Annotated in this window: 24 protein-coding genes; 10 read left to right on the top strand and 14 right to left on the bottom strand. The window is 61.7% G+C overall.

From position 1 onward, the window contains the following. Positions 1 to 74 precede the first annotated feature (74 nt). On the top strand, positions 75 to 2,003 hold the full coding sequence (locus tag AB8A33_RS02870; protein ID WP_439091343.1) for an AsmA family protein: 1,929 nt from the start codon (positions 75 to 77) through the stop codon (positions 2,001 to 2,003). Between the two features lie 9 nt (positions 2,004 to 2,012). Here the strand turns inward: AB8A33_RS02870 and AB8A33_RS02865 are convergent, their stop codons facing one another. From AB8A33_RS02865 to AB8A33_RS02850, 4 genes are all read right to left on the bottom strand, one after another. After that, on the bottom strand, positions 2,013 to 2,828 hold the full coding sequence (locus AB8A33_RS02865) for an ABC transporter permease (protein WP_439091342.1): 816 nt from the start codon (positions 2,826 to 2,828) through the stop codon (positions 2,013 to 2,015). Beyond that, positions 2,828 to 3,739, bottom strand: coding sequence for an ABC transporter permease (locus tag AB8A33_RS02860; protein WP_439091341.1), 912 nt, complete (start codon positions 3,737 to 3,739; stop codon positions 2,828 to 2,830). The genes AB8A33_RS02865 and AB8A33_RS02860 overlap by 1 nt, the downstream gene beginning before the upstream one ends. After that, positions 3,736 to 4,902: an ABC transporter ATP-binding protein gene (locus AB8A33_RS02855; protein WP_439091340.1), complete on the bottom strand. Its 1,167-nt coding sequence runs from the start codon at positions 4,900 to 4,902 to the stop codon at positions 3,736 to 3,738. The genes AB8A33_RS02860 and AB8A33_RS02855 overlap by 4 nt, the downstream gene beginning before the upstream one ends. A 65-nt stretch (positions 4,903 to 4,967) precedes the next feature. Beyond that, positions 4,968 to 7,634, bottom strand: coding sequence for a sensor domain-containing protein (locus tag AB8A33_RS02850; protein ID WP_439091339.1), 2,667 nt, complete (start codon positions 7,632 to 7,634; stop codon positions 4,968 to 4,970). A 190-nt stretch (positions 7,635 to 7,824) separates the two neighbouring features. Between AB8A33_RS02850 and AB8A33_RS02845 the strand changes: the two genes are divergently transcribed. After that, positions 7,825 to 8,928: an NAD(P)/FAD-dependent oxidoreductase gene (locus AB8A33_RS02845; protein ID WP_439091338.1), complete on the top strand. Its 1,104-nt coding sequence runs from the start codon at positions 7,825 to 7,827 to the stop codon at positions 8,926 to 8,928. A gap of 167 nt (positions 8,929 to 9,095) precedes the next feature. On the opposite strand, the gene AB8A33_RS02840 is transcribed toward AB8A33_RS02845, so the two are convergent. Continuing rightward, on the bottom strand, positions 9,096 to 9,281 hold the full coding sequence (locus tag AB8A33_RS02840) for a YdcH family protein (RefSeq protein ID WP_439091337.1): 186 nt from the start codon (positions 9,279 to 9,281) through the stop codon (positions 9,096 to 9,098). Between the two features lie 249 nt (positions 9,282 to 9,530). On the opposite strand from AB8A33_RS02840, the gene AB8A33_RS02835 reads away from it, so the two are divergent. After that, on the top strand, positions 9,531 to 9,737 hold the full coding sequence (locus tag AB8A33_RS02835; RefSeq protein WP_068728782.1) for a YdcH family protein: 207 nt from the start codon (positions 9,531 to 9,533) through the stop codon (positions 9,735 to 9,737). 305 nt (positions 9,738 to 10,042) lie between these two features. Further along, positions 10,043 to 10,294, top strand: a complete 252-nt coding sequence (locus AB8A33_RS02830) for a hypothetical protein (protein ID WP_439091336.1) — start codon at positions 10,043 to 10,045, stop codon at positions 10,292 to 10,294. Positions 10,295 to 10,320: 26 nt separating this feature from the next. On the opposite strand, the gene AB8A33_RS02825 is transcribed toward AB8A33_RS02830, so the two are convergent. Then, the gene (locus tag AB8A33_RS02825) at positions 10,321 to 10,443 is read right to left on the bottom strand and encodes a hypothetical protein (protein ID WP_439091335.1); all 123 of its coding nucleotides are present in this window, start codon (positions 10,441 to 10,443) and stop codon (positions 10,321 to 10,323) included. Between the two features lie 113 nt (positions 10,444 to 10,556). Between AB8A33_RS02825 and AB8A33_RS02820 the strand changes: the two genes are divergently transcribed. The 3 genes from AB8A33_RS02820 to AB8A33_RS02810 are packed head-to-tail and all read left to right on the top strand — an operon-like array spanning position 10,557 to position 12,327. Then, complete coding sequence (locus tag AB8A33_RS02820) at positions 10,557 to 10,736, top strand: hypothetical protein (protein WP_170849526.1); 180 nt, start codon at positions 10,557 to 10,559, stop codon at positions 10,734 to 10,736. Next, positions 10,733 to 11,221, top strand: coding sequence for a 5-(carboxyamino)imidazole ribonucleotide mutase (gene purE / locus AB8A33_RS02815; RefSeq protein WP_068728790.1), 489 nt, complete (start codon positions 10,733 to 10,735; stop codon positions 11,219 to 11,221). The genes AB8A33_RS02820 and purE overlap by 4 nt, the downstream gene beginning before the upstream one ends. A gap of 8 nt (positions 11,222 to 11,229) precedes the next feature. Then, positions 11,230 to 12,327 (top strand): 5-(carboxyamino)imidazole ribonucleotide synthase, encoded by a 1,098-nt coding sequence (locus AB8A33_RS02810; RefSeq protein ID WP_439091334.1) that lies wholly within the window; start codon positions 11,230 to 11,232, stop codon positions 12,325 to 12,327. Between the two features lie 26 nt (positions 12,328 to 12,353). On the opposite strand, the gene aqpZ is transcribed toward AB8A33_RS02810, so the two are convergent. Then, on the bottom strand, positions 12,354 to 13,076 hold the full coding sequence (gene aqpZ, locus AB8A33_RS02805; protein ID WP_439091333.1) for an aquaporin Z: 723 nt from the start codon (positions 13,074 to 13,076) through the stop codon (positions 12,354 to 12,356). A gap of 283 nt (positions 13,077 to 13,359) precedes the next feature. On the opposite strand from aqpZ, the gene rpsU reads away from it, so the two are divergent. Continuing rightward, on the top strand, positions 13,360 to 13,662 hold the full coding sequence (gene rpsU / locus AB8A33_RS02800) for a 30S ribosomal protein S21 (RefSeq protein ID WP_089265892.1): 303 nt from the start codon (positions 13,360 to 13,362) through the stop codon (positions 13,660 to 13,662). Between the two features lie 170 nt (positions 13,663 to 13,832). Further along, on the top strand, positions 13,833 to 14,492 hold the full coding sequence (locus tag AB8A33_RS02795) for a tetratricopeptide repeat protein (protein WP_439091332.1): 660 nt from the start codon (positions 13,833 to 13,835) through the stop codon (positions 14,490 to 14,492). An 85-nt stretch (positions 14,493 to 14,577) separates the two neighbouring features. Here AB8A33_RS02795 and AB8A33_RS02790 read toward each other — a convergent pair whose 3' ends face one another. From AB8A33_RS02790 to AB8A33_RS02780, 3 genes are all read right to left on the bottom strand, one after another. Next, positions 14,578 to 15,417 (bottom strand): hypothetical protein, encoded by an 840-nt coding sequence (locus AB8A33_RS02790; protein ID WP_439091331.1) that lies wholly within the window; start codon positions 15,415 to 15,417, stop codon positions 14,578 to 14,580. Positions 15,418 to 15,587: 170 nt separating this feature from the next. Then, on the bottom strand, positions 15,588 to 15,875 hold the full coding sequence (locus tag AB8A33_RS02785) for a cupin domain-containing protein (RefSeq protein WP_068730343.1): 288 nt from the start codon (positions 15,873 to 15,875) through the stop codon (positions 15,588 to 15,590). Positions 15,876 to 15,895: 20 nt separating this feature from the next. After that, on the bottom strand, positions 15,896 to 16,996 hold the full coding sequence (locus AB8A33_RS02780) for a calcium:proton antiporter (RefSeq protein WP_439091330.1): 1,101 nt from the start codon (positions 16,994 to 16,996) through the stop codon (positions 15,896 to 15,898). A gap of 172 nt (positions 16,997 to 17,168) precedes the next feature. On the opposite strand from AB8A33_RS02780, the gene AB8A33_RS02775 reads away from it, so the two are divergent. Continuing rightward, on the top strand, positions 17,169 to 17,561 hold the full coding sequence (locus AB8A33_RS02775) for a VOC family protein (protein WP_439091329.1): 393 nt from the start codon (positions 17,169 to 17,171) through the stop codon (positions 17,559 to 17,561). A 61-nt stretch (positions 17,562 to 17,622) separates the two neighbouring features. On the opposite strand, the gene AB8A33_RS02770 is transcribed toward AB8A33_RS02775, so the two are convergent. From AB8A33_RS02770 to AB8A33_RS02755, 4 genes are all read right to left on the bottom strand, one after another. Then, complete coding sequence (locus AB8A33_RS02770; RefSeq protein WP_089265889.1) at positions 17,623 to 19,026, bottom strand: NAD(P)(+) transhydrogenase (Re/Si-specific) subunit beta; 1,404 nt, start codon at positions 19,024 to 19,026, stop codon at positions 17,623 to 17,625. A 10-nt stretch (positions 19,027 to 19,036) separates the two neighbouring features. Beyond that, the gene (locus tag AB8A33_RS02765) at positions 19,037 to 19,351 is read right to left on the bottom strand and encodes a proton-translocating transhydrogenase family protein (RefSeq protein ID WP_089265888.1); all 315 of its coding nucleotides are present in this window, start codon (positions 19,349 to 19,351) and stop codon (positions 19,037 to 19,039) included. Between the two features lie 11 nt (positions 19,352 to 19,362). Further along, on the bottom strand, positions 19,363 to 20,493 hold the full coding sequence (locus AB8A33_RS02760; RefSeq protein ID WP_439091328.1) for a Re/Si-specific NAD(P)(+) transhydrogenase subunit alpha: 1,131 nt from the start codon (positions 20,491 to 20,493) through the stop codon (positions 19,363 to 19,365). Between the two features lie 91 nt (positions 20,494 to 20,584). Then, a complete protein-coding gene (locus AB8A33_RS02755) occupies positions 20,585 to 20,737 on the bottom strand; it encodes an aa3-type cytochrome c oxidase subunit IV (protein ID WP_068728814.1) in 153 nt (50 codons plus the stop codon). Between the last annotated feature and the right edge of the window lie 20 nt (positions 20,738 to 20,757).

Below are 20,757 nucleotides of genomic sequence, written 5' to 3'. Positions count from 1 at the left end.
GCCGCCCGCTGTATGTGACCACCACCAACCCGGATAGTTCATTGACGAGTGCCCAAGGAATAAGACGCCTGGGGATGCCGATTGCGGCGCTCCTGGGCGTCGCGCTGATCGGGCTGTTCGCCATGTCGTGGTTGCTCAACCGCGACGCGCTGCGCCATGCCGTGGAGGCACAGATCCGCGCTGTGACCGGGCTGGACTTCGTCGTCAACGGCGCCGTGGATGTGTCGGTCTTTCCGGGCAGCTATGTGTCGTTTCACGATGTCGGCCTGAAGGGCGGCGGCTCGATCGATCCGGCCCTGACCGTCGATGTGCTCACCGCCAATCTGCGGCTGTTGCCACTGCTGCTGCAGCGCTTCGAGATCGCCGACATGATGATGCTGCGGCCGCGCATCCGTGTGGTCCGGGAAGCTTCCGGCGACAGCAACTGGACACCATTCATCGAGTCCATCGCCCGCACCATGAAGCCGGGCGCCGAGCAACCGCTGTCGTTCTCCGAAATCCGGATCCAGGACGGCGTGCTGCATTATCAGGATCCGCACAACACCGAGCGTCTCGGCGACATCGACCTCTCACTGGCCTGGCCATCGATCTCACGCTCATTCGCGGCAACCGGTCAGTTCGACTGGCGCGGCGAGCGCATCGACGGCAGCCTCAGCGTCAGCGACTTCATTGCGGCGCTGTCCGGCGAACGCTCCGGCGTGAAGGCCCGCATCGCCGGTGCGCCGATCAAGCTGGCATTCGATGGCACCGTTGCCAACAAGGCCAGCCTGGTCATGGAGGGCACGCTGACCGCTGACAGCATTTCGCTGCGCAATGCGCTGCGCTGGGTCGGCCAGGCGCCGCCCGGCTCCGGCGGTTTCGGCCGCTTTGCCCTGAAGGCGCGTGCCAGCCTGGTGGGCCCATCGATTGCACTCACCAACGTCAATGTCGAACTCGACGGCAACAGTGCCGAGGGCGTCATGACCTACAGCAACACCGGCCGCCAGACGCTACAGGCGACGCTGGCTGCCGGTGCGCTCGACTTCACGCCCTATGTTTCGACGGTGCGACTTCTGGCCTCCGGGGCGCGTGACTGGAATCGGCAGCTGTTCGACTTAAACGCGCTGTCCACCACCGATCTCGACATGCGCCTGTCGGCCGCCAAGGTCACTGTCGGCTCTTCAGTGCTCGGCCGCACCGCGCTCGGCGCCAATCTGCGCGGCGGCACACTGGCGCTGTCGGTGGGTGAAGCGCAGATGTATGGAGGCATCGTCCGCGGTTCGTTCAACATCGCCCATTCCGACGCCGTGGCCGATGTGAAGGCCCAATTCCAGTTCAGCGATGTCGATCTGCAGGCCTGTGCCAGCGATCTGTTCGGCGTCAACAAGCTCACCGGCCGCGGCAATCTCAGCATGATGCTGGAGGCCTCGGGCTCATCGCCCTTCGGTCTGGCGCAATCACTCGACGGCACAGCGACCCTGACCGGTCATGACGGCGCCATCAGTGGCTTCAACGTCGAACAGTTGCTGAAGCGGCTGGAGCGACGTCCGCTATCCGGCGCTGGCAATTTCCGCTCGGGTTCGACGCCGTTCAACACGCTCAACATGTCCGTGAAATTCAACGACGGCATCGCCACCGCGCAGGATATCCGGATCGATGGTCCCGCTGCGAAACTGACGCTGACCGGTACCGCGTCGGTGCCTTCGCGTGAATATGATTTCAAGGGTATTGCCAGCCTCAATCCGGCAACCAACGGCACCGGCGGCTTCGAACTGCCCTTCGTGATTCAGGGCCCGTGGGACGATCCGCTGATCTTTCCCGATCCGGAAAGCCTGATCCGCCGATCGCCGGGAGCGGCGCCTTTGCTGGATGCCGTGAAGGATCGCAAGACCCGCGACGCCGTACGCTCGGTGATCGAGCGCTTTACGGGTCTGCCCAAACAGGCGCCGGTAGCAGAGCCGGAAAAGCCCGCCGATGCGCCTGCGGCGGCAGCACCTGCGGATGCAGCACCAAAGGCGAACTAGCTTTTTGCCTTACAACGGCGCGGCACTTTCGCCCCGGGAGCTCGACAGTTTCGACACCAGCGATGCCAACACGATCACGACGGCTATGAAACCGACGATCAGCGTGCAGATGGCGTTGATCTCCGGTTTCACGCCGAGGCGCACTTCCGAATAGATCCGGATCGGTAGCGTCGCCGAACCCGGCCCGGTCGTAAAACTCGCGATGACGAGATCGTCGAGCGACAGCGTGAAGGCCAGCATCCAGCCGGCGGCAATGGCCGGCCAGATCAGCGGCAACGTAACGGCTGTAAATGCGCGGAGCGGATCACGGCCAAGATCCATCGCCGCTTCCTCGAGGCTGCGATCAATCCCCGCTAGGCGCGATTGCACCACGACGGCGACAAAGCACATGGTGAGTGTGGTGTGGGCGATGGTCACCGTGACAAAGCCGCGCCCGGCATCAAGCGCCACGAACAGCAGCAGCAATGACAGGCCGGTGATCACCTCGGGCATCACCAGCGGCGCGTAGAGCATCCCGGACATCAGCGTGCGGCCGCGAAATCCCGCGCCACGCGTCAACGCAATAGCTGCCAATGTGCCGAGAAGCGTTGCCAGCGTCGCTGACACGACACCCACGCGAAGGCTCATCCAGGCAGCATCGAGCATCGCACGGTCGTTGAAGAATTCGGTGTACCAGCGCGTCGACCAGCCGCCCCATACCGTCACCAGCCGCGAGGCGTTAAACGAATAGATGACCAGAATGAGGATCGGCAGATAGAGAAACGCCAGGCCAAGCACCAGCGACGTGACGTTAAAGCGCGACAGGCGGAGGGGATGTACGGCCATCAGCGCGCCTCCAGCTGCCGGCGCTGCAGCCGGTCATAGACCAGTAACGGGATCAACAGCAGCCCGAGCAACACAATGGCGGTGGCAGAGGCGACCGGCCAATCCTTGTTGGTGAAGAACTCGAGCCACAGTGTCTGGCCGATCATCAGTAAATTCGATCCGGCGAGCAGATCGGGAATGACGAATTCGCCCATGATCGGGATGAAGCACAGCAACGCACCGGCACCGACGCCGCGCAGGGACAAGGGAACTGTCACCAGCCAGAAGGCGTCGATGCGCGAGACGCCGAGATCGGCCGCGGCCTCGATCAGCGACGGGTCCTGCTTCGCCAGCGTGGCATAGAGCGGCAGGATCATGAAAGGCAAATAGGAATAGACGATGCCGAGATACATTGCACTGTCGGTGGACAGCCACACGACTGGCGTCGATACGACATGCAGCGCAAGAAGGACCTTATTGAGCAAGCCGTCATGCTGCAGGATGTTGATCCAGGCATAGATGCGGATCAGGAACGAGGTCCAGAACGGCACGATCACCAGCATCATCGCGATGCCCTGCCAGCGCCGTGGCAGACGCGCCATGCCATAGGCGATGGGGTAACCGACCGCGAGCAGGATCAAGGTCGATACGACGGCGACGAGGACGCTGCGCAGATAGGATGCGAGATAGAGATTATCCGAAACGAGCAGCCGGAAATTATCCAGTGACAGGGCGGTAAACGACGCCTTCAGCCCGGCCATTCCTTCGGACAGACCGAACACCGGCAGATAAGGCGGCTGCGCAATCGCTGTCTGCGACAGGCTGATCTTCAGCACGAAGCCGAATGGCACCAGAAAGAACAGCACCATCCAGACATAAGGCGGGATGGCAGCGCGCCGCGCCGGCACCGTGAAGATGCGGCGGGCGCTCATTGAGCCAGCACCACACAATCATCGGGAGCAAACCATGCCGCGACGTGCTCCCCTATCGAATAGGCATCGACGTCGAGCCGCGCCGTGTTGGCGAGGGCCACTCGCAATGTGGCTCCACGGTCGAGCTTCACCTTGTAGAGCGAGCGACCGCCGAGATAGCCGACGTCGGAAATAACCCCCTCAAGGCTGTTCATGGTGCCGCTATTGACGAGGCCCGTCGCCGGCCCGCGACGCGACAGCCGGATCTTCTCCGGGCGGATCGCAACGCAGATGACGGCATCGCCGACGGGCTGGCGCGGCTCGATCGCAAACAGGGTTCCTACATCGCGGCCTGCAATGGTCAGGCGATGACCGTCACGGTGCGTGATACCGCCCTCAATGATGTTGATGTCGCCGACGAACTCCGCGATCCAGCGCGATGCAGGCGCCTCATAAAGCTGTCGCGGTGTCGCCACCTGCTGCAGGCGGCCACCATTCATGACGCCAATCCGGTCCGCCATGGTCATCGCCTCCTCCTGATCGTGAGTGACGATCACGAAGGTGGTCCCGAGCTGGCGCTGCAGCGCCATCAATTCGACCTGGGTTTCCTCGCGCAGTTTCTTGTCGAGAGCTGCCAGCGGCTCATCGAGCAGCAACAATTGCGGATGCCGCGCCAGCGCCCGGGCGAGCGCCACGCGCTGTTTCTGGCCGCCCGACAATTGATCCGGCCGGCGTTTCTCCAGTCCCTGGAGCTTGACCAGCGCCACCATCTCGGCAACCCGCGTATCGATGCCGAGACGCGTCAAGCCAGCGCTCTTGAGACCGAAGCCGATATTGTCGCGCACATTGAGATGCGGAAACAGTGCGTAGTTCTGGAACATCATGTTGACGGGCCGCTGATGCGGCAATACCGCGGCGATATCCTCACCGTTCAACTCGATCTTGCCTGTGTCCGGCGCTTCAAAACCGGCCAGCATGCGCAGTAACGTGGTCTTGCCACAGCCGCTCGGGCCGAGCAGCGCGAAGAATTCACCGGCCTTGATGTCCAAAGAGAGATTGTCCACTGCGCTATGCGCGTCGAACCTTTTGGTGACGCCGTCAATCCGCAGCAAGGGCGTGGGATAGGCGATGACCGGCGCATCGCTGGCCGCCGGATCCGCGACTGTCGCAGTGAGATTCGTCATAACCGCAAGCTAGCCGCGGAACGCCGCGGGCTCAACAGCATCAGCGCATCACAACGGTCTGTCGCTCAACCAGCCTTACGAGCGACGGATGTCGCGGCAATCCGTCCAACCAGCGCAGCATACTGCGCAATCGGGGCAGGACGCCCGATGAAGTAGCCTTGTACGCCGTCGCAGCCTTCGCTGGCGAGGAAACAGAGTTGCTCGTGGGTCTCGACGCCTTCCGCAACGATCGCGACATCGAGGCCATGACCAAGCCCGATGACTGCGCGCACGATGGCGGCGGACTGCGGATTGAGCCCCAGATTGATCACGAAAGCGCGGTCGATCTTGATCTTGTCGAACGGGAATGCCTGCAGATAGGTCAGCGAGGAATAGCCGGAGCCGAAGTCGTCCATCGAGATGCGTACACCGAGCGCCTTCAACCGCCGCAGCAACGCGACGCCGCGGTCGAAATCCTCGATCAGCACGCCCTCTGTGATTTCCAGCTCAAGCCGGCCGGGCTGTAGGCCGGTTTCGAGCAGGATCGAATGCACGAGACCGACGAGATCGCCGTGCATGAACTGCGCGGGCGAGAGGTTGACCGCGATCTGCAGCGGTACCGGCCAGGAGGCAGCCTCGAGGCAGGCCTGCCGCAGGATCCACTCGCCCATCTCGACAATCAGGCCACTCTCCTCCGCCAGCGGGATGAAGTCGCCGGGCGGCACGAAGCCGCGCGTCGGATGAATCCACCGCGCCAGCGCCTCGAAGCCCGTAATGTCGGCATCGACGACGGTCTGGCCGGCGCGTGCCTGGGGCTGGTAGTGCAGCGACAATTCGCCATTGCGGATCGCGGCCGAAAGGTCCTGATGCAGCACGCGGCGATCGCGCAGTTGCTGGTCCATTTGCGGCTCGAAGATGCTGATCGAACCGCGCGACTGCGACTTGGCACGGAACAGTGCGGCACCGGAATTCGCAAGCAGGGAAGCAGCGTCGCTGCCATCACGCGGGAAGAGCGAGATGCCCGTGGTGACGCCTGTACGCACCGACTTGCCCTCAATCGGGAATTCCTCTGCGAGGGCCGCGGAGATCCGCTCTGCGATCAATAGCCCGGCTGCGGGTTGCGCACCGTCGATGATCACGCCGAACTCGTCACCGCCAAGCCGCGCCACAACGCCACCGCCCACGGCTGCATCGACACGACGCGACACTTCGATCAGCAGCTTGTCACCGATGGCATGGCCGAAGACATCGTTGACCTCCTTCAGGCCGTCGAGATCGATCGACAGCACCGCGAATTCCTCGGAGGTCTCGCTGCAGGCATCAATCATCTGCGACAGGGCCTGCAAGAAGGCCGGACGGTTCGGCAGATCGGTGAGGCCGTCGTGATAGGCCATATGCGCCATCCGCGCCTCGGTTTGGCGGCGATCGGTGACGTCCTCATGGGTCTTGATCAGATATTGCGGTTCGCCTGCTTCGTCGAGGACGGTGACCCGGCGGGTCAGGAACAGCCGCAATCCGTCGCGCGTGCTGATCGGATGCTCTTCCGCAATCGGTGTTCGGCCCCTGATCGCAGCCTGATCCCGGCTGACGATCAGCTTCGCTTCTTCCGGGCGAAGCATTTCGGGAACGGTCAGACCGATAGCGTCTTCGCGTTTGCGACCGAGAATGACCTCTGCGCCGCGGTTGGCGAACAGATAACGACCGGTGCTGATCTGCTGCACCATCAGCGACACAGGAATGTTGTCGAGTACGGTCTCAAGGAATTTCTTGGCGTTCTCCAGTTCCTTGGATAGCGACTTGCGGTCGGTCACGTCCTCGAACAGCGCAATCAGGAATGCCGGCTCATTGTGCTCGTTAAAGGCAATCACGCGATTGCTATCCAGCGTGCGGACGTCTGAACCGACCTCCACATTGAACTCGCTGCGACACTGACTGCGTGTTTCCACTGCCAGGGCATCGGCCTCGGCAATCGCTTTCGCAGACTGTGGGGAGAATATCTGATCCGGTCGCTTGCCGACGATCTGATCGCGCGAAAGCCGAGAGAAGGTTTCGAAAGCCCGGTTGGCGAAGATATAGCGGCCATCATCAATGGTCTTGGCCGCGACGCAGATCGGGACGTGATCAAGGACAGATTCGAGGAACTGCTTGGTGGTCGCAAGCTCGCGCTGCAGGAAACGCTGCTCGGTGCAGTCCTCATGAATGCCGATGGCGCCGCCATTGGGAAGCCGGCTGAACTTGACGTGAACGGATTGCCCACCGGGCATTTCGGCAATGTACTCGCCGGCGGAAACAGTCTGTTCGTAGAAGCTCTGGGTGGCCAGATCGAGCTTGCCACGCTGGCGGCGTAACTCACGCAGTCCCGGACCGGTAATATCCTTGGTGATGTCGGCGCGCGTCAGATCGTAGATTTCAAGATAGCGATCGTTGCAAAACACGACCCGCTTCTGGTCGTCGAGCATCACGATGCCTTGGCCGAGATGATTGAGGGCAGAACCGACAAACGCATTGCGACGCTGCTGCTCGCGACGCACATTGCGCAGCGCCGAGGCGACCCACAGCACGATGGCCGCGAGAAATGCCAGTGCGACAAATCCACCGATGAGGATCTGCCAGATCATTTGCGGGTCGAGTTCACTGATATAATGAACCGCCGGGGATTCTGCGTGGGCTCCGGTAATGCTGCCGAGAAGGCACGCGACCGCGATGACGGACACTGCCGCCTTGCTGTCTGATCGCCCGATCTTGCCAGTCATTACACACCCGCGTATTCGCAGCGTGAGTGTTTGGTTACAGGTATGTGGATCAGGTAAATGCGTATCGTCGCACCTGCAGAATGCGGCGAAATTTGGTGGTAATTAGCTGTGATGCTTAATGTTTTACTAATGCGCCACATGCGCAAGATCGAACCGCAGATGACCGGCGCAGCAAACTATCGGACGCGACATGGACAAGGTTGAATGCGTGGTGGTGGGCGCCGGCGTCGTGGGTCTTGCGATCGCCCGGCGACTGGCGGAAGCGGGACGCGAGGTCATCGTGCTGGAGGCCGCGGATGCGATTGGTACCGTGACCTCGTCGCGCAACAGCGAGGTCATTCATGCCGGCATCTATTATCCGGCCGGAAGCCTGATGGCGCGGCTCTGCGTCTCTGGAAAACAGGCTCTCTATGATTATTGCCAGGACCGCGGCATCCCACATCGCAACTCCGGGAAACTGATCGTCGCCACACGTCCGGAGGAGATCGCCAAACTGGCGTCGATCAAAGCGCATGCCGAAGCCAATGGCGTCGCTGACCTCAAGCAATTATCCGGGACACAGGCCCGGGCGCTCGAGCCGGCACTGGCTTGCGAAGCCGCGCTGTTGTCCCCCTCCACCGGCATCGTCGACAGCCACAGCTACATGTTGTCGCTGCGCGGTGAAGCCGAAGCCGCCGGCGCGGCCTTCGCATTCCTCGCGCCGCTGGAACGTGGCCGCGTCACCGCCAACGGTTTCGAACTGGATGTCGGCGGCGAGGCTCCGATGACGCTGGCCTGCGACATGCTGATCAATTCCGCAGGCCTGTCCGCAACCGCGATCGCACGCATGCTCGACGGCATGCCACTCGACCTGATACCGCCCGCTTATCTGGCGAAAGGCTGCTACTTCAGCTGCAATGCGAAAGCACCGTTCTCGCGGCTGATCTATCCCGTGCCGGAACCGGGCGGCCTCGGCGTGCATCTGACGCTCGATCTGGCCGGCCAGGCGCGTTTCGGCCCTGACGTCGAGTGGGTGGATCACATCGACTACACAGTCGATCCGGCACGCGGAGAGAGGTTCTATCCAGCCATCAGGCGCTACTGGCCGGATCTGCCGGACGGCGCATTGATGCCAAGCTATTCCGGAATGCGGCCAAAGATCGTGCCGCCCGCAGTCGCGGTGCAGGACTTCATGATCCAGGGTGCCCAGACCCATGGCGTGCCGGGCCTCATCAACCTGTTCGGCATCGAGTCACCGGGGCTGACATCATCCCTGGCCATTGCGGACTACGTGGCTGATATGACGGGACATTGAACGCGAAAGGTTGCAGGCGAAGCGATCCAGGCCAACCGAATAACTGGAGCTTCGTCGCAAACCTGTCGCGGGATCGGAGCAACGCCATCGCACCTACGCGAAAGCAGTGACGTAAACGGCGATGTCGATGCTGTGATTTATCGTTCGCTGATCAGTGCAGCTGTTGGTTAGTGCACCGTGTCGCAAGCGCCGTTTTTGAGACGCTGGATTTCGTCCCTGACCATCAGTTTTCGACGCTTGAGTTCGACGATGCGGAGATCGTCGGTAGACAGGTGCACGAGCGCTTCGTGCAATTCGCTTTCGAGAACTTTGTGCTTACGTTCCAGTTCGACGAGATGCGCCTGTAGTGCCATTCGAAAACTCCTCGGTAGGATTAAACCTCAGGATACGTTCGGTTGGACGATGAATTCTACATGACAGTGGACATCTGTCGATGGGTATTGAAAAGTGTATTTTGAGTTTCAGGTATCGTCTGAAACGAATCGTGACCTGATTGCGCCGCAAAAACCTGGAACCGGACGGCTTGCGTGGTGCGCCTGCACCGACGATAGTTATTCTAGAAATCCCTCGCAAATGATTTGCGAATCCAGTCAGCTAGAAACATGAACGACGACGAAGATCGCGAACTCCCGTTAGAACTCGCCCGATTGCAGCAGGAACATCGCGACCTCGACGCCGCTATCGATGCCTTGCAGCATTCACCGGCACCCGATCTTTTGCGGCTGCAACGGTTGAAGAAGAGGAAGCTTCAGCTGAAAGACCGCATCTCCTTCATCGAAGATCAGATCACCCCGGACATTATTGCCTGAGACAACACGTCACGCTGTGGCCGTGAGCTTACGAGCGGCCATGACCGCAACCCGACGCGTGACGATCAATGGATCGACTTTCTTTGCGTCACTGTTGATTGATCATTCACTAACGTCTTTACCTGGATGGGCTGCGAACCGATCGCGATGACGCTTACGCTGGGCGGCCTGACACTGTAGCAGCGCGAGCCGGCTTCGGCGGATTAAGACCCGCGACGGGAAGATCGCTCATTAGAGTGTCGAACTTGACAAAAGAACAAAATAAGAACAAATTTGTCGGGATCAATCGACTCGCGAGCACGCCCATGGCTGACATCACCTATTACGTCGCACTGCCCTTCTTGCAGGACGACTCCGGTTCGCTGGCAGCTGGTGCCGCCGAAGAATGTCAGAGCGCATCCGGCGCCATCCGCCGCGCCGAACTCTTGTCCCGTGCGCCGGGCTCGATCGGCGCACTGGCCTTCAGTCGTACCGGCGATCCGATGATCGGCGAGTTCGGCGACGCCCAGGTGATCCAAGCCTTTGGCGAAGTGCCAAGCGACCTCAGCGCGTTGTAAAGGCGCCAACGGCGACGATCGACCAGCTACACTTCCGCACGTCGCGCGGTCTTGCGCACATACATCGCCTTGTCGGCGCGGACCAACGCGGCTTCGCCATCGGCCTTAGGACCCAGCAGTGCGACGCCTGCGGAGGCGCCGGACGACACATTGATGTCGCGGAAGACGAAAGTGAGTTGGTCAATCGCGGCGTCAGGCGGCCACCGGCGCGCTGCTTTTCGGCAACGACACCAACGCCTTGGAACCCCACAATGCCGGCTTCATGGAACGTTTGACCGACTTTGCGGCAGGCGTTCGGGTTTTCTTTTGCATGGGATTTGTTACAAGGCTTGCCAGTCTTCACCAAGACGAGATCATGTTTGCCACGCTCCTTGCCACGCAAGGGGACGACATTGTATTTCCAGCCTATCTTTCTGGATTCGCGAAAGAAAATACGGAATGACCGCGCCCGTCGCCATTATTATGGGAAGCCAGTCGGACTGGGAAACCATGCGCCATGCCGCCGAAACGCTGACAGCACTCGGCGTATCCCATGAGGCCCGCATTGTCTCGGCCCACCGTACGCCGGACCGGCTGGTCGCATTCGCCAAGGGCGCCAAGGCAGCGGGCTTCCAGATCATCATCGCCGGTGCCGGCGGCGCTGCGCATTTGCCCGGCATGGCCGCGGCGCTGACGGAACTCCCGGTATTTGGCGTGCCCGTGGAATCCAAGGCGCTGTCCGGCGTCGACTCACTTTATTCGATCGTACAGATGCCGGGCGGCGTGCCCGTCGGCACGCTGGCCATCGGCAAGCCCGGCGCGATCAATGCGGCACTGCTCGCGGCGAGCGTGCTGGCGCTGCACGACACGGCACTGGCGACAAAGCTCGCCGCCTGGCGCAAGGCGCAGACCGATGCCGTGGCTGAAAAGCCGGAAGGTGCGGCGTGAGCGCTGTGGTGACGAAGGTTCTCAAGCCCGGCGATACGATCGGCATTCTCGGCGGCGGCCAGCTCGGTCGCATGTTGGCGATGTCCGCAGCACGCCTCGGCCTTCGCTGTCAGGTTTTTTCACCGGATCCGGATTCGCCGGCTTTCGATGTGGTGCAGAACGCAACATGTGCTGAATATGCTGATGTCGAGGCGCTCGAACTGTTTGCCAGTGATTGCGACGTCATCACCTACGAATTCGAGAACGTGCCGGCCGCCACCGCGATGATCCTCGACGCGCGGCGCCCGGTTCTACCCGCGCAGACAATCCTGCAGACCACGCAGGATCGTCTGGCCGAGAAGGATTTTGTAACATCACTGGGTATCGGCACAGCCGGTTACGCAGGCGTTGCGAATGCTGGCGAGCTTCATGCAGCGGTCAAGAAGATCGGTCTGCCAGCTGTCATCAAGACGCGTCGCTTCGGGTATGACGGCAAGGGCCAGGCAATCATCCGCGAGGGTGACGATCTCGATCAGGTCTGGAAGGATCTCGGCACCAATTCCGCGATCCTTGAAGCCTTCGTCCCGTTCGAACGCGAGGTCTCGGTTATTGCTGCACGCGGCGCCGACGGCCATGTCGAATGTTTCGACGTCACCGAAAACGAGCATCGCGATCACATCCTGAAATTCTCCTATGCGCCCGCGCGCATCTCCGACGCGCTGGCCGTGAAGGCACGTGAGATTGCCGAGAAGATCGGCACCGCGCTGGGCTATGTCGGCGTCTTTGCCGTCGAATTGTTTGTCGTGCCGGGTCAAAAGGACACCATCGACGGCGCGACGCTTGTTGTGAACGAAATTGCGCCGCGCGTGCACAATTCCGGCCACTGGACGCTCGATGGCGCCTCGGTGTCGCAATTCGAACAGCACATCCGTGCCATCGCCGGCTGGCCGCTCGCCAAACCCATCCGCCATGGCCAGGTCACGATGATCAACCTGATCGGCGACGACATTCTCGACTACGGCAAGTGGCTCACCGTCCCCGGCGCCACCGTGCATCTTTATGGCAAGGGCACGCCAAAGCCGGGCCGCAAGATGGGCCATGTGGTTGAGGTGAAGCCGGCGACGTAACGACGCCGGCTTCACCGCCACATTCGTCAGCTGGCCGCCTTGCCTTCCACCACCCCAGCAGGCTCGTCACTCAGCCAGCGATAGATCGCGCCGCCGAGAACACCGCCAACCAGCGGCGCTACCCAGAACAGCCATAACTGCTGCAGTGCCCAGCCGCCGACAAACAATGCGGGCCCGGTGCTGCGCGCCGGATTCACCGACGTGTTGGTGACTGGAATGCTGACGAGGTGGATCATCACCAACGCAAGCCCGATCGCCAGCGGCGCGAAGCCCGCTGGCGCCTTGCCGTGTGTGGAGCCCATGATGATGAACAGGAACATCATGGTCATCACCACTTCCATAATGAAGCCCGCCACCATGCTGTATTTGCCGGGCGAATGATCGCCGTAGCCGTTCGAAGCAAAGCCCTTGGCAAGGTCGAAACCGGCAGCGCCGCTGGCGATGACATACAACACGGCCGCACCCGCGACCGCACCGACGACCTGCGCGATCACATAAGGAAGAATCTGGCCGGCGGGGAAACGTCCACCCGCCGCAAGCCCCACGGTGACCGCAGGATTGAGATGGCAGCCCGAAATGTGGCCGATGGCATAGGCCATGGTCACGACGCTGAGGCCGAAGGCCAGCGAGACGCCGACGAGACCGATACCGACCTGCGGAAACGCTGCCGCGATTACGGCGCTGCCGCAGCCTGCAAATGTGAGCCAAAAGGTGCCGATCAGCTCGGCCGCGTATTTTTTCCCATTCATGATGCTCTCCGGTCGTAATCGGCGTCCCGGCTGAGTCGCCGCGGGAATTATGCGTCCGTGCTAGAATACCTGTCGAGACAGGGAACCTGCCCTATCCCCACCCGAGAAAATTCAGAAAAAACACGTTATTTTCCCGGCCCAGGAGGTTAAAATGACGGCGCCGCAAGGTGGACATTCACCATTTCATCTGGTACATCGGCGCCCTTGAGGTTAAGGGCATGGCCTTTGTCGGCCCTTCACTTTACCGAAATTCAAATCCGATCAATTGAAAAGAGGATGCCGCGTGCAGGTTCTCGTTCGCGATAATAATGTCGATCAGGCTCTCAAGGCGCTGAAGAAGAAGATGCAGCGCGAGGGTATTTTCCGCGAGATGAAGCTCCGCGGTCATTACGAGAAGCCCTCTGAGAAGAAGGCTCGCGAGAAAGCTGAAGCTGTGCGTCGCGCACGCAAGCTGGCTCGCAAGAAGCTGCAGCGCGAAGGCCTGCTGCCGATGAAGCCGAAGCCGGTGTTCGGCGCGGGTCCTGGCGCCGATCGTGGCGGCCGTCCCGGCGCTGGCGGCGCGGGCGCTCCGCGTCCGGCGCGCTAAGCGCACTTCATCCACCGAGTTTGATAACGCGGGCCAAAGCCCGCGTTATTTTTTTGCGCAATTGCTTTTTGCGCGAACTACTTCCTTGGCGCGCTGGTCTTGATCGGGTGCATTTTGCCCGATGTCGCGCTACCAATAGGTCATTGGTCGCTGCGTGAGATTGGCCCTGCATGGAATGTCCCGTCCGCGAGTCCCCGTCCCGCTTCGGCGCCCGCGGCCTTACCGCGATTGCCCTTGTCGTTGCGGGTCTGTGCAGCACCGGATGCTCATTCAACCTGTCGTCACTAACACCGGGTTCTGACAAGGACGAACCGAAGACGACGGCCCTGGCGCCCCCGTCGCCCGCGAATTCCGGCAAGACCAATCCGCAGGATGCGCAGATCCACGCTGCACGCGCGCAGGCGCTCGCACAGTCCGGAAAACCCGATGACGCGCTGCTGGCCTTGAACCAGGCAATCGACCTCGATCCACACAGTGCGCAGATCTTCTACCAACGCGGGCTGCTCTATCAGTCCGAGAAGAAATATGAATTCGCCATTGCGGATTTTACGTCAGCCAACGGCCTGACGCCGCAGCAGGCGGATCCCCTGCTTGGCCGCGCGCAATGCTATCTCGCGCTCGGCAAACACCAGGAAGCCGCAGCGGATCTCGACGAGGCTTCGCAGGTGGCACCGGGCAATGCCCAGGTCTGGCTGACCCGCGGCGCGACCTATGAGAAGCTTGGCGACAGGGCCAAGGCTGCAGATTCCTACAGCCGCGCGGTCGCGCTGCGCCCGAAGGACGATGCAGCGCGGAGCGGCCTCGCCCGCATGGGTGGACGCGCGGGCTAGCTAAAGCTGGCAGGAGTCAGGCTGATAGCAATACGGCGTCGCCCTGCATGCGCGAGAGCGGCGCGCGGAGAACCCGCCGTTTCCTTTACCGCTCGAACGGGCGCGGGATCACCGAATTGAACACCGACTTCGCCGCAGACAGCACGTCTTCGGCCACGTTGGTGCGCACCGAGCGCGGTTCGCCGACAGCATCCGCCTGTAGGTCCATCGGCTGCGGTGCTGGGATCTCGCCGGGCGGACGCATGCGCCGCGCTTCGGAACGCTCAGACTGCGGCGAAGGCATAGGATCGAACTTCTCGACGCTTGGCGTCGCCACCACGATCGGCGGAGGCAGCTGCTGCATCGACGGAGGGGAAACAGTCCGTGCGGCTTCCTGCACCCGCGGCGCCTCCGGCGCACGCGGAGTCTCAGGCGCACGTGCAGCTTCCTGGGGTCGCGGCTCGCTGCGGTTCAGGCGCTCGATGGCAGCACGGGCGAGATCGTTGGCATCGCGGCGTTCATCAGCGCTGGCATTCCCCGCCGGCGCGGTGCCCACGGTGGCAAGGACGGCCGTAGGCGCGGCCGGAGCCGGCGCGGGCTTGGCCGCTGCCTTCTCGCGCAATGCCGGCTGATGGCGGCGCGGCTCGGGCGTCGTAGTTGCCTCGGGTTTTTCGATGCTGGCCTTCTCGACCGCCGGCTTGTCGCCGGCCTTGGCCGGGGCCGATTCGGGCAGATTGGCGAGGTCGGCAGAATTCTCGGCGGGCTTGGCTGTCGCTGCCTTGGTGGCAGGCTTCGGCCCGGCAGGCGTCGATGCAACAGCCGCAGCGGGCCGATCCGGGCTCGCCTTCGGAATGATGTAGTGATTGACGATATAGGCACCCACGATCGTCGCCAAAATTGATGGCAAGATATCGATGGTGAATTTCGAGAGATACTTCTGCAGCATGGACCGGCCTCTTCCCCGACCTGCTTCATGCTGGGAATTTGAGGCTGATTCAGGGATCAATCGCGACGGATCGAAGGCAAAGTTCCAATCCGTCGCATTGAATTGTTTCAGGCGGTCCTCAGCCGGCTAGACACAACGAACCGGCAGCCGCTCGAGGCCGATAACGAAGGTTAAGCTTTCTTAACCTCGACCTCGAGAAACACGATCTCCTTGTCGGTTTCATTCAGAACGTCATGCTCGACGCCAGCCTTGCGGAAATAGGATTTTCCGGTCGTGATCGGCGCCTGCGAACGGGTGCCGTCCGGCGCAACGATGGTCATCACGCTCGTGGTGATCGGCACGATCACATAGTCCATCCCATGGGTGTGGTGACCAGTCGCCGCGCCAGGCGCGAGTCGCCATTCGGTGACGCGAACTTCGGGCGTGTCCTGCTGAACGTCGGACTGGGCAGCGAGCATCGTCTCATTCTCCAAAGTGGTCACGGCACAAACACCATGAAGATGAATACCGCAAACACCACCAAATGGACCAGCCCGAACAGGATGTTTGTGCGCCCGGTGCCAAAGGTTAGCATGCTCAGCACGAAGGTCATCACCAGCAGCACCATCTTCTGCGCACTGAGACCGAGCACCAGTTCCTTGTTTAACGCATAGGCCGCCACCGCAACCGCGGGGATCGTCAGTCCGATGGTGGCGAGCGATGAACCGAGTGCGAGGTTGATGCTCTTCTGCAGATCGTTGCCACGCGCGGCAGAAATGGCGGCGACGCTTTCCGGCAGTAAAATCAGCAGCGCCACAAGGATGCCGGCAAAGGCTTCCGGCGCGCCAATCCGTTCAATGCCGGCATCCACCACCAGCGAGAATTTCTTCGCCAACAGCACCACCGCCAGCAACGAGACCAGCAGCAAAATGGCGCTGACGGCCAGAAGACGGTTGGAAACATGCCCACCTGCGGCACCTTCGCCACTTCCGTCTGCGACGAAGTAATCCTGATGTCGGATGGTCTGTGTGTAGAGAAACACTGCATAGAGCATGATGGTGGCGACGCTGACAAAAGCGAGCTGTGCGTTCGAATAGAAAGGTCCCGGAGTGGTCAGGGTGTAATTCGGCAGGATGAGCGTGATCGTCGCCATCACAATCAGTACGCTGAGATAAATATTCGACCCCGTGACCTGAAAATCCTGCTCTCGGTAACGTAACCCTCCGACGAGGATGCAGATGCCAACCAACCCGTTGCAAACGATCATCACCACCGCGAAGACAGTATCGCGCGCCAGCGTCGGAACGGCCTTGTCACCCAGCATGATGGAGGCGATCAGCGCCACCTCGATGATGGTCACGGCCAGTGTCAGCAACAGCGTGCCGAACGGTTCGCCTATCTTGTGTGCGATGACTTCGGCATGATGCACAGCGGCGAACACCGTGCCGAACAGGATGACCAACAGAACAACCGCGAACACAATGCCAGCAGTCGTCTCCGTGAATCCGATCCCGAGCGAAGGAATCGACGTCGCGATAAAAAGCAGAACGGCCAACGTGGGGAAAATCCAGGACGATCTGGGCATGGGATGTGCTGACATCAAGCAAGTGTCCTGATTGAAAACGGGTTCGGCAGCAAGCGACACGCCGCCATTGCAGACCCACAAGAGCGATTGCGCGGCAGGGTCATGCCGTCTCGCCAAACTGCATATGATGCGTATAGTTGCGTATCACCTGAAGGTGAGTTTGCAAGAAACCAGGAGAGGAAGCGAGATGTTTTCACATGTCATGATCGGCACCAACGACCTCGAAGCCGCGAAGTCGTTTTATGACAAACTGCTCGGCACGCTGGGCGTCGCGCCCGGCGCGGTCGATCGCCACCGGGTATTCTGGCGGACCAAGACCGGTACTTTCTCGGTGTCGAAGCCGATCAATGGCGAGCCTGCTTGCGCTGCCAATGGCGGCACCATCGGCTTTCTCGCCAAATCGCAGGACGAAGCCGACGCTTGGCACGCCGCTGGCATCGCCAATGGCGCCACCACCTGCGAAGAGCCGCCCGGCATCCGCGAAGGTGGCGTGAAGCTCTATCTGGCCTATCTGCGCGACCCCGACGGCAACAAGCTGTGCGCGCTGTATCGCTTGCCGAAAGAGGATGCTGCGAGCTGACCCTTCAAACAAAAACGCCCGGCTTTTCAGCCGGGCGTTTAATGAAATCCATGCGGGCCAGTTACATCGCCTTGACGATGTTCTCGGTCACCTTCTTCGCGTCACCGAGCAGCATCATGGTGTTGTCGCGATAGAACAGCGGGTTGTCGATGCCGGCATAGCCGGAGGCCAGCGAGCGCTTGATGAACATCACGGTGCCGGCCTTCCACACCTGCAGCACCGGCATGCCGTAGATCGGCGAGGTCTTGTCGTCTTCCGCCGCCGGATTGGTGACGTCGTTGGCGCCGATCACGAAGGCGATGTCAGCCTGCGCGAATTCCGAATTGATGTCCTCGAGTTCGAACACCTCGTCATAAGGCACGTTGGCTTCCGCCAGCAGCACGTTCATGTGTCCGGGCATACGGCCTGCCACCGGATGAATGGCGTATTTCACCTCGACGCCTTCCTTCTTCAGCGTGTCGGCCATTTCGCGCAGCGCGTGCTGGGCCTGTGCCACCGCCATGCCGTAGCCGGGGACGATGATGACCTTCTGCGCGTTCTTCATGATGAAGGCCGCATCGTCAGCCGAGCCGAGCTTGGCGGGCTTCTGTTCGCCCGAGCCGCCACCGGCTGCAGCGGTCTCGCCGCCGAAGCCGCCGAGGATCACCGAGATGAAGGAGCGGTTCATCGCGTGGCACATGATGTAGGACAGGATCGCGCCCGACGAGCCGACCAGCGCGCCGGTGATGATCAGCGCCGAATTGCCCAGCGTGAAGCCGATGCCGGCAGCGGCCCAGCCAGAATAGGAGTTCAGCATCGAGATCACGACCGGCATGTCGGCGCCGCCGATCGGGATGATCAGCAGCGCGCCGAGCACCAGCGCGATGACGGTGATGAGCCAGAAGTCGACCGCACTGCCCGAACGGACCAGACCGAAGATGAAGAACACCAGCGCCAGGGCGAGCGCGATATTGATAATATGACGCGCCGGCAGGATGATCGGCGAGCCGCTCATGCGGCCGGAGAGCTTGGCGAACGCGATCACCGAGCCTGTAAAGGTCAGCGCACCGATGGCAACGCCGAGCGACATTTCGACCAGGCTGGCGCCGACGATCTTCTTGGTCACCGGATCGAGAATGCCGAAGGCTTCCGGCGCATAGAACGCGCCGGCGGCAACCAGCACCGCGGCCATGCCGACCAGCGAGTGAAACGCCGCGACCAGTTCGGGCATCGAGGTCATCGGCACGCGTTTGGCAATGACGGCACCGATGCCGCCACCGATGGCGATACCGAGGATCACCAGGACCCAGCCGAGCCCGTCGGCCGGCGGATGCGCGGCGAGCGTGGTGCCCACGGCGATGACCATGCCGGCCATGCCGAGGAAATTGCCCTGCCGGCTGGACGCCGGGCTGGACAGCCCGCGCAGCGACAGGATGAAGAGGATGCCCGCGACGAGATAGAGCAGTGCGGCGAGATTGGCGTTCATCGGGCTGCCCTTACTTCTTTTTCTTCTGGTACATCGCAAGCATGCGCTGCGTGACCAGGAAGCCGCCGAAAATATTGACGCATGCAAAAATCAGCGCGACGAAGCCGAAGCCGCGCGCCAAAGCGCCGCCACTGCCGACCATATTGACGCCGACCGCGAGCAGTGCGCCGACCACGATCACCGAAGAGATCGCGTTGGTCACCGACATCAGCGGCGTATGCAGTGCGGGCGTCACCGACCACACCACGAAATACCCGACGAACACCGCGAGCACGAAGATCGAGAGCTGAAAGACGAACGGGCTGACCAGCGAGGCATGATCCATGGCAGCGCTCCTTAAGCGGTCTTCGGCTGAAAGTTCGGATGAATGACGGCGCCGTCCTTGGTCAAAGCCGTTGCCTTGACCAGTTCGTCCTCCCAGTTCACCGCGAGCGCCTTGGTCTCTTTGTTGACCAACGTTTCGATGAACGAGAACAGATTGCGCGCATAGAGGCTCGACGCCGAGGCGGCGACGCGGCCGGCGACATTGGTATAACCAACGATCTTGATGCCGTTGACGTCAGCGACTTCGCCGGGCTTGGCACCTTCGACATTGCCGCCGCGTTCGACCGCGAGATCGACCAACACCGAACCGGGCTTCATGGACGCCACCATCTCGGCGGTGACCAGACGCGGTGCCGGACGACCCGGGATCAGCGCCGTGGTGATGATGATGTCCTGCTTCTTGATGTGCTCGGCGGTCAGCGCGGCCTGCTTGGCCTGATATTCCTTGGACATTTCCTTGGCGTAGCCGCCAGCGGTCTGCGCGTTCTTGAACTCGTCGTCTTCCACGGCGAGGAATTTCGCACCGAGGCTCTCGACCTGCTCTTTCGTGGCCGGGCGCACATCCGTCGCGGTGACCACGGCGCCGAGGCGGCGCGCGGTGGCGATCGCCTGCAGGCCGGCAACGCCGACGCCCATGACGAACACCTTGGCGGCCGGAATGGTGCCGGCCGCGGTCATCATCATCGGGAAGGCGCGGCCGAAGCTCTCGGCGGCCTCGATGACGGCGCGGTAGCCGGCGAGATTGGCTTGGCTCGACAGCACATCCATCACCTGCGCGCGGGTGATGCGCGGCATCAGCTCCATCGCGAAGGCCGACACGCCGGCATCGGCCATTGCCTTCAGTGCGGCGTCGTTGCCATAGGGGTCCATGATCGCGATCACCAGCGCACCGCGCTTGTAGCCAGCGAGTTCGGACGCCTCGGGACGCTTCACCTTGATGACGATGTCGGCGTCCTTCACCGCATCGGCGCTGATCGTGGCGCCGACAGCAGTGTATTCCGAGTCCGGCAGGCCAGACTTGATGCCGGCGCCAGGCTCAATTGCCACATCGACGCCGAGCGCCTTGAACTTCTTCACCGTGTCGGGCGATATCGCCACACGCGGTTCGGACGGATCGATTTCCTTGGCAACGGCAATCTTCATGGGGCCTCCGGCGGCGCAAGGCACGCGCGTGAGCAAATAGGACAAATAGGACAGGACGCCACCCGAGTCGGGCGGCGCAATCGGCGATAGATCAGGTGAGGAAGATACCCATCAGGGCCACGATGGCGACGACGCCGATGGTGCCCCACTTCACCAACACGAGAAAGCCCTCATAGGTCTGCTCATGCGCCGGATAGTCATTGCCATCGGCCGTGGTGTAAGCGACTTCGCTGTGATCGGACATCAGGGTCTCCCGCCTCGTAT

It is taken from the genome of Tardiphaga sp. 813_E8_N1_3 (genome assembly GCF_051811025.1).
Taxonomy (GTDB): Bacteria; Pseudomonadota; Alphaproteobacteria; order Rhizobiales; family Xanthobacteraceae; genus Tardiphaga.
This window is presented reverse-complemented; position numbering and strand designations above follow the sequence as displayed.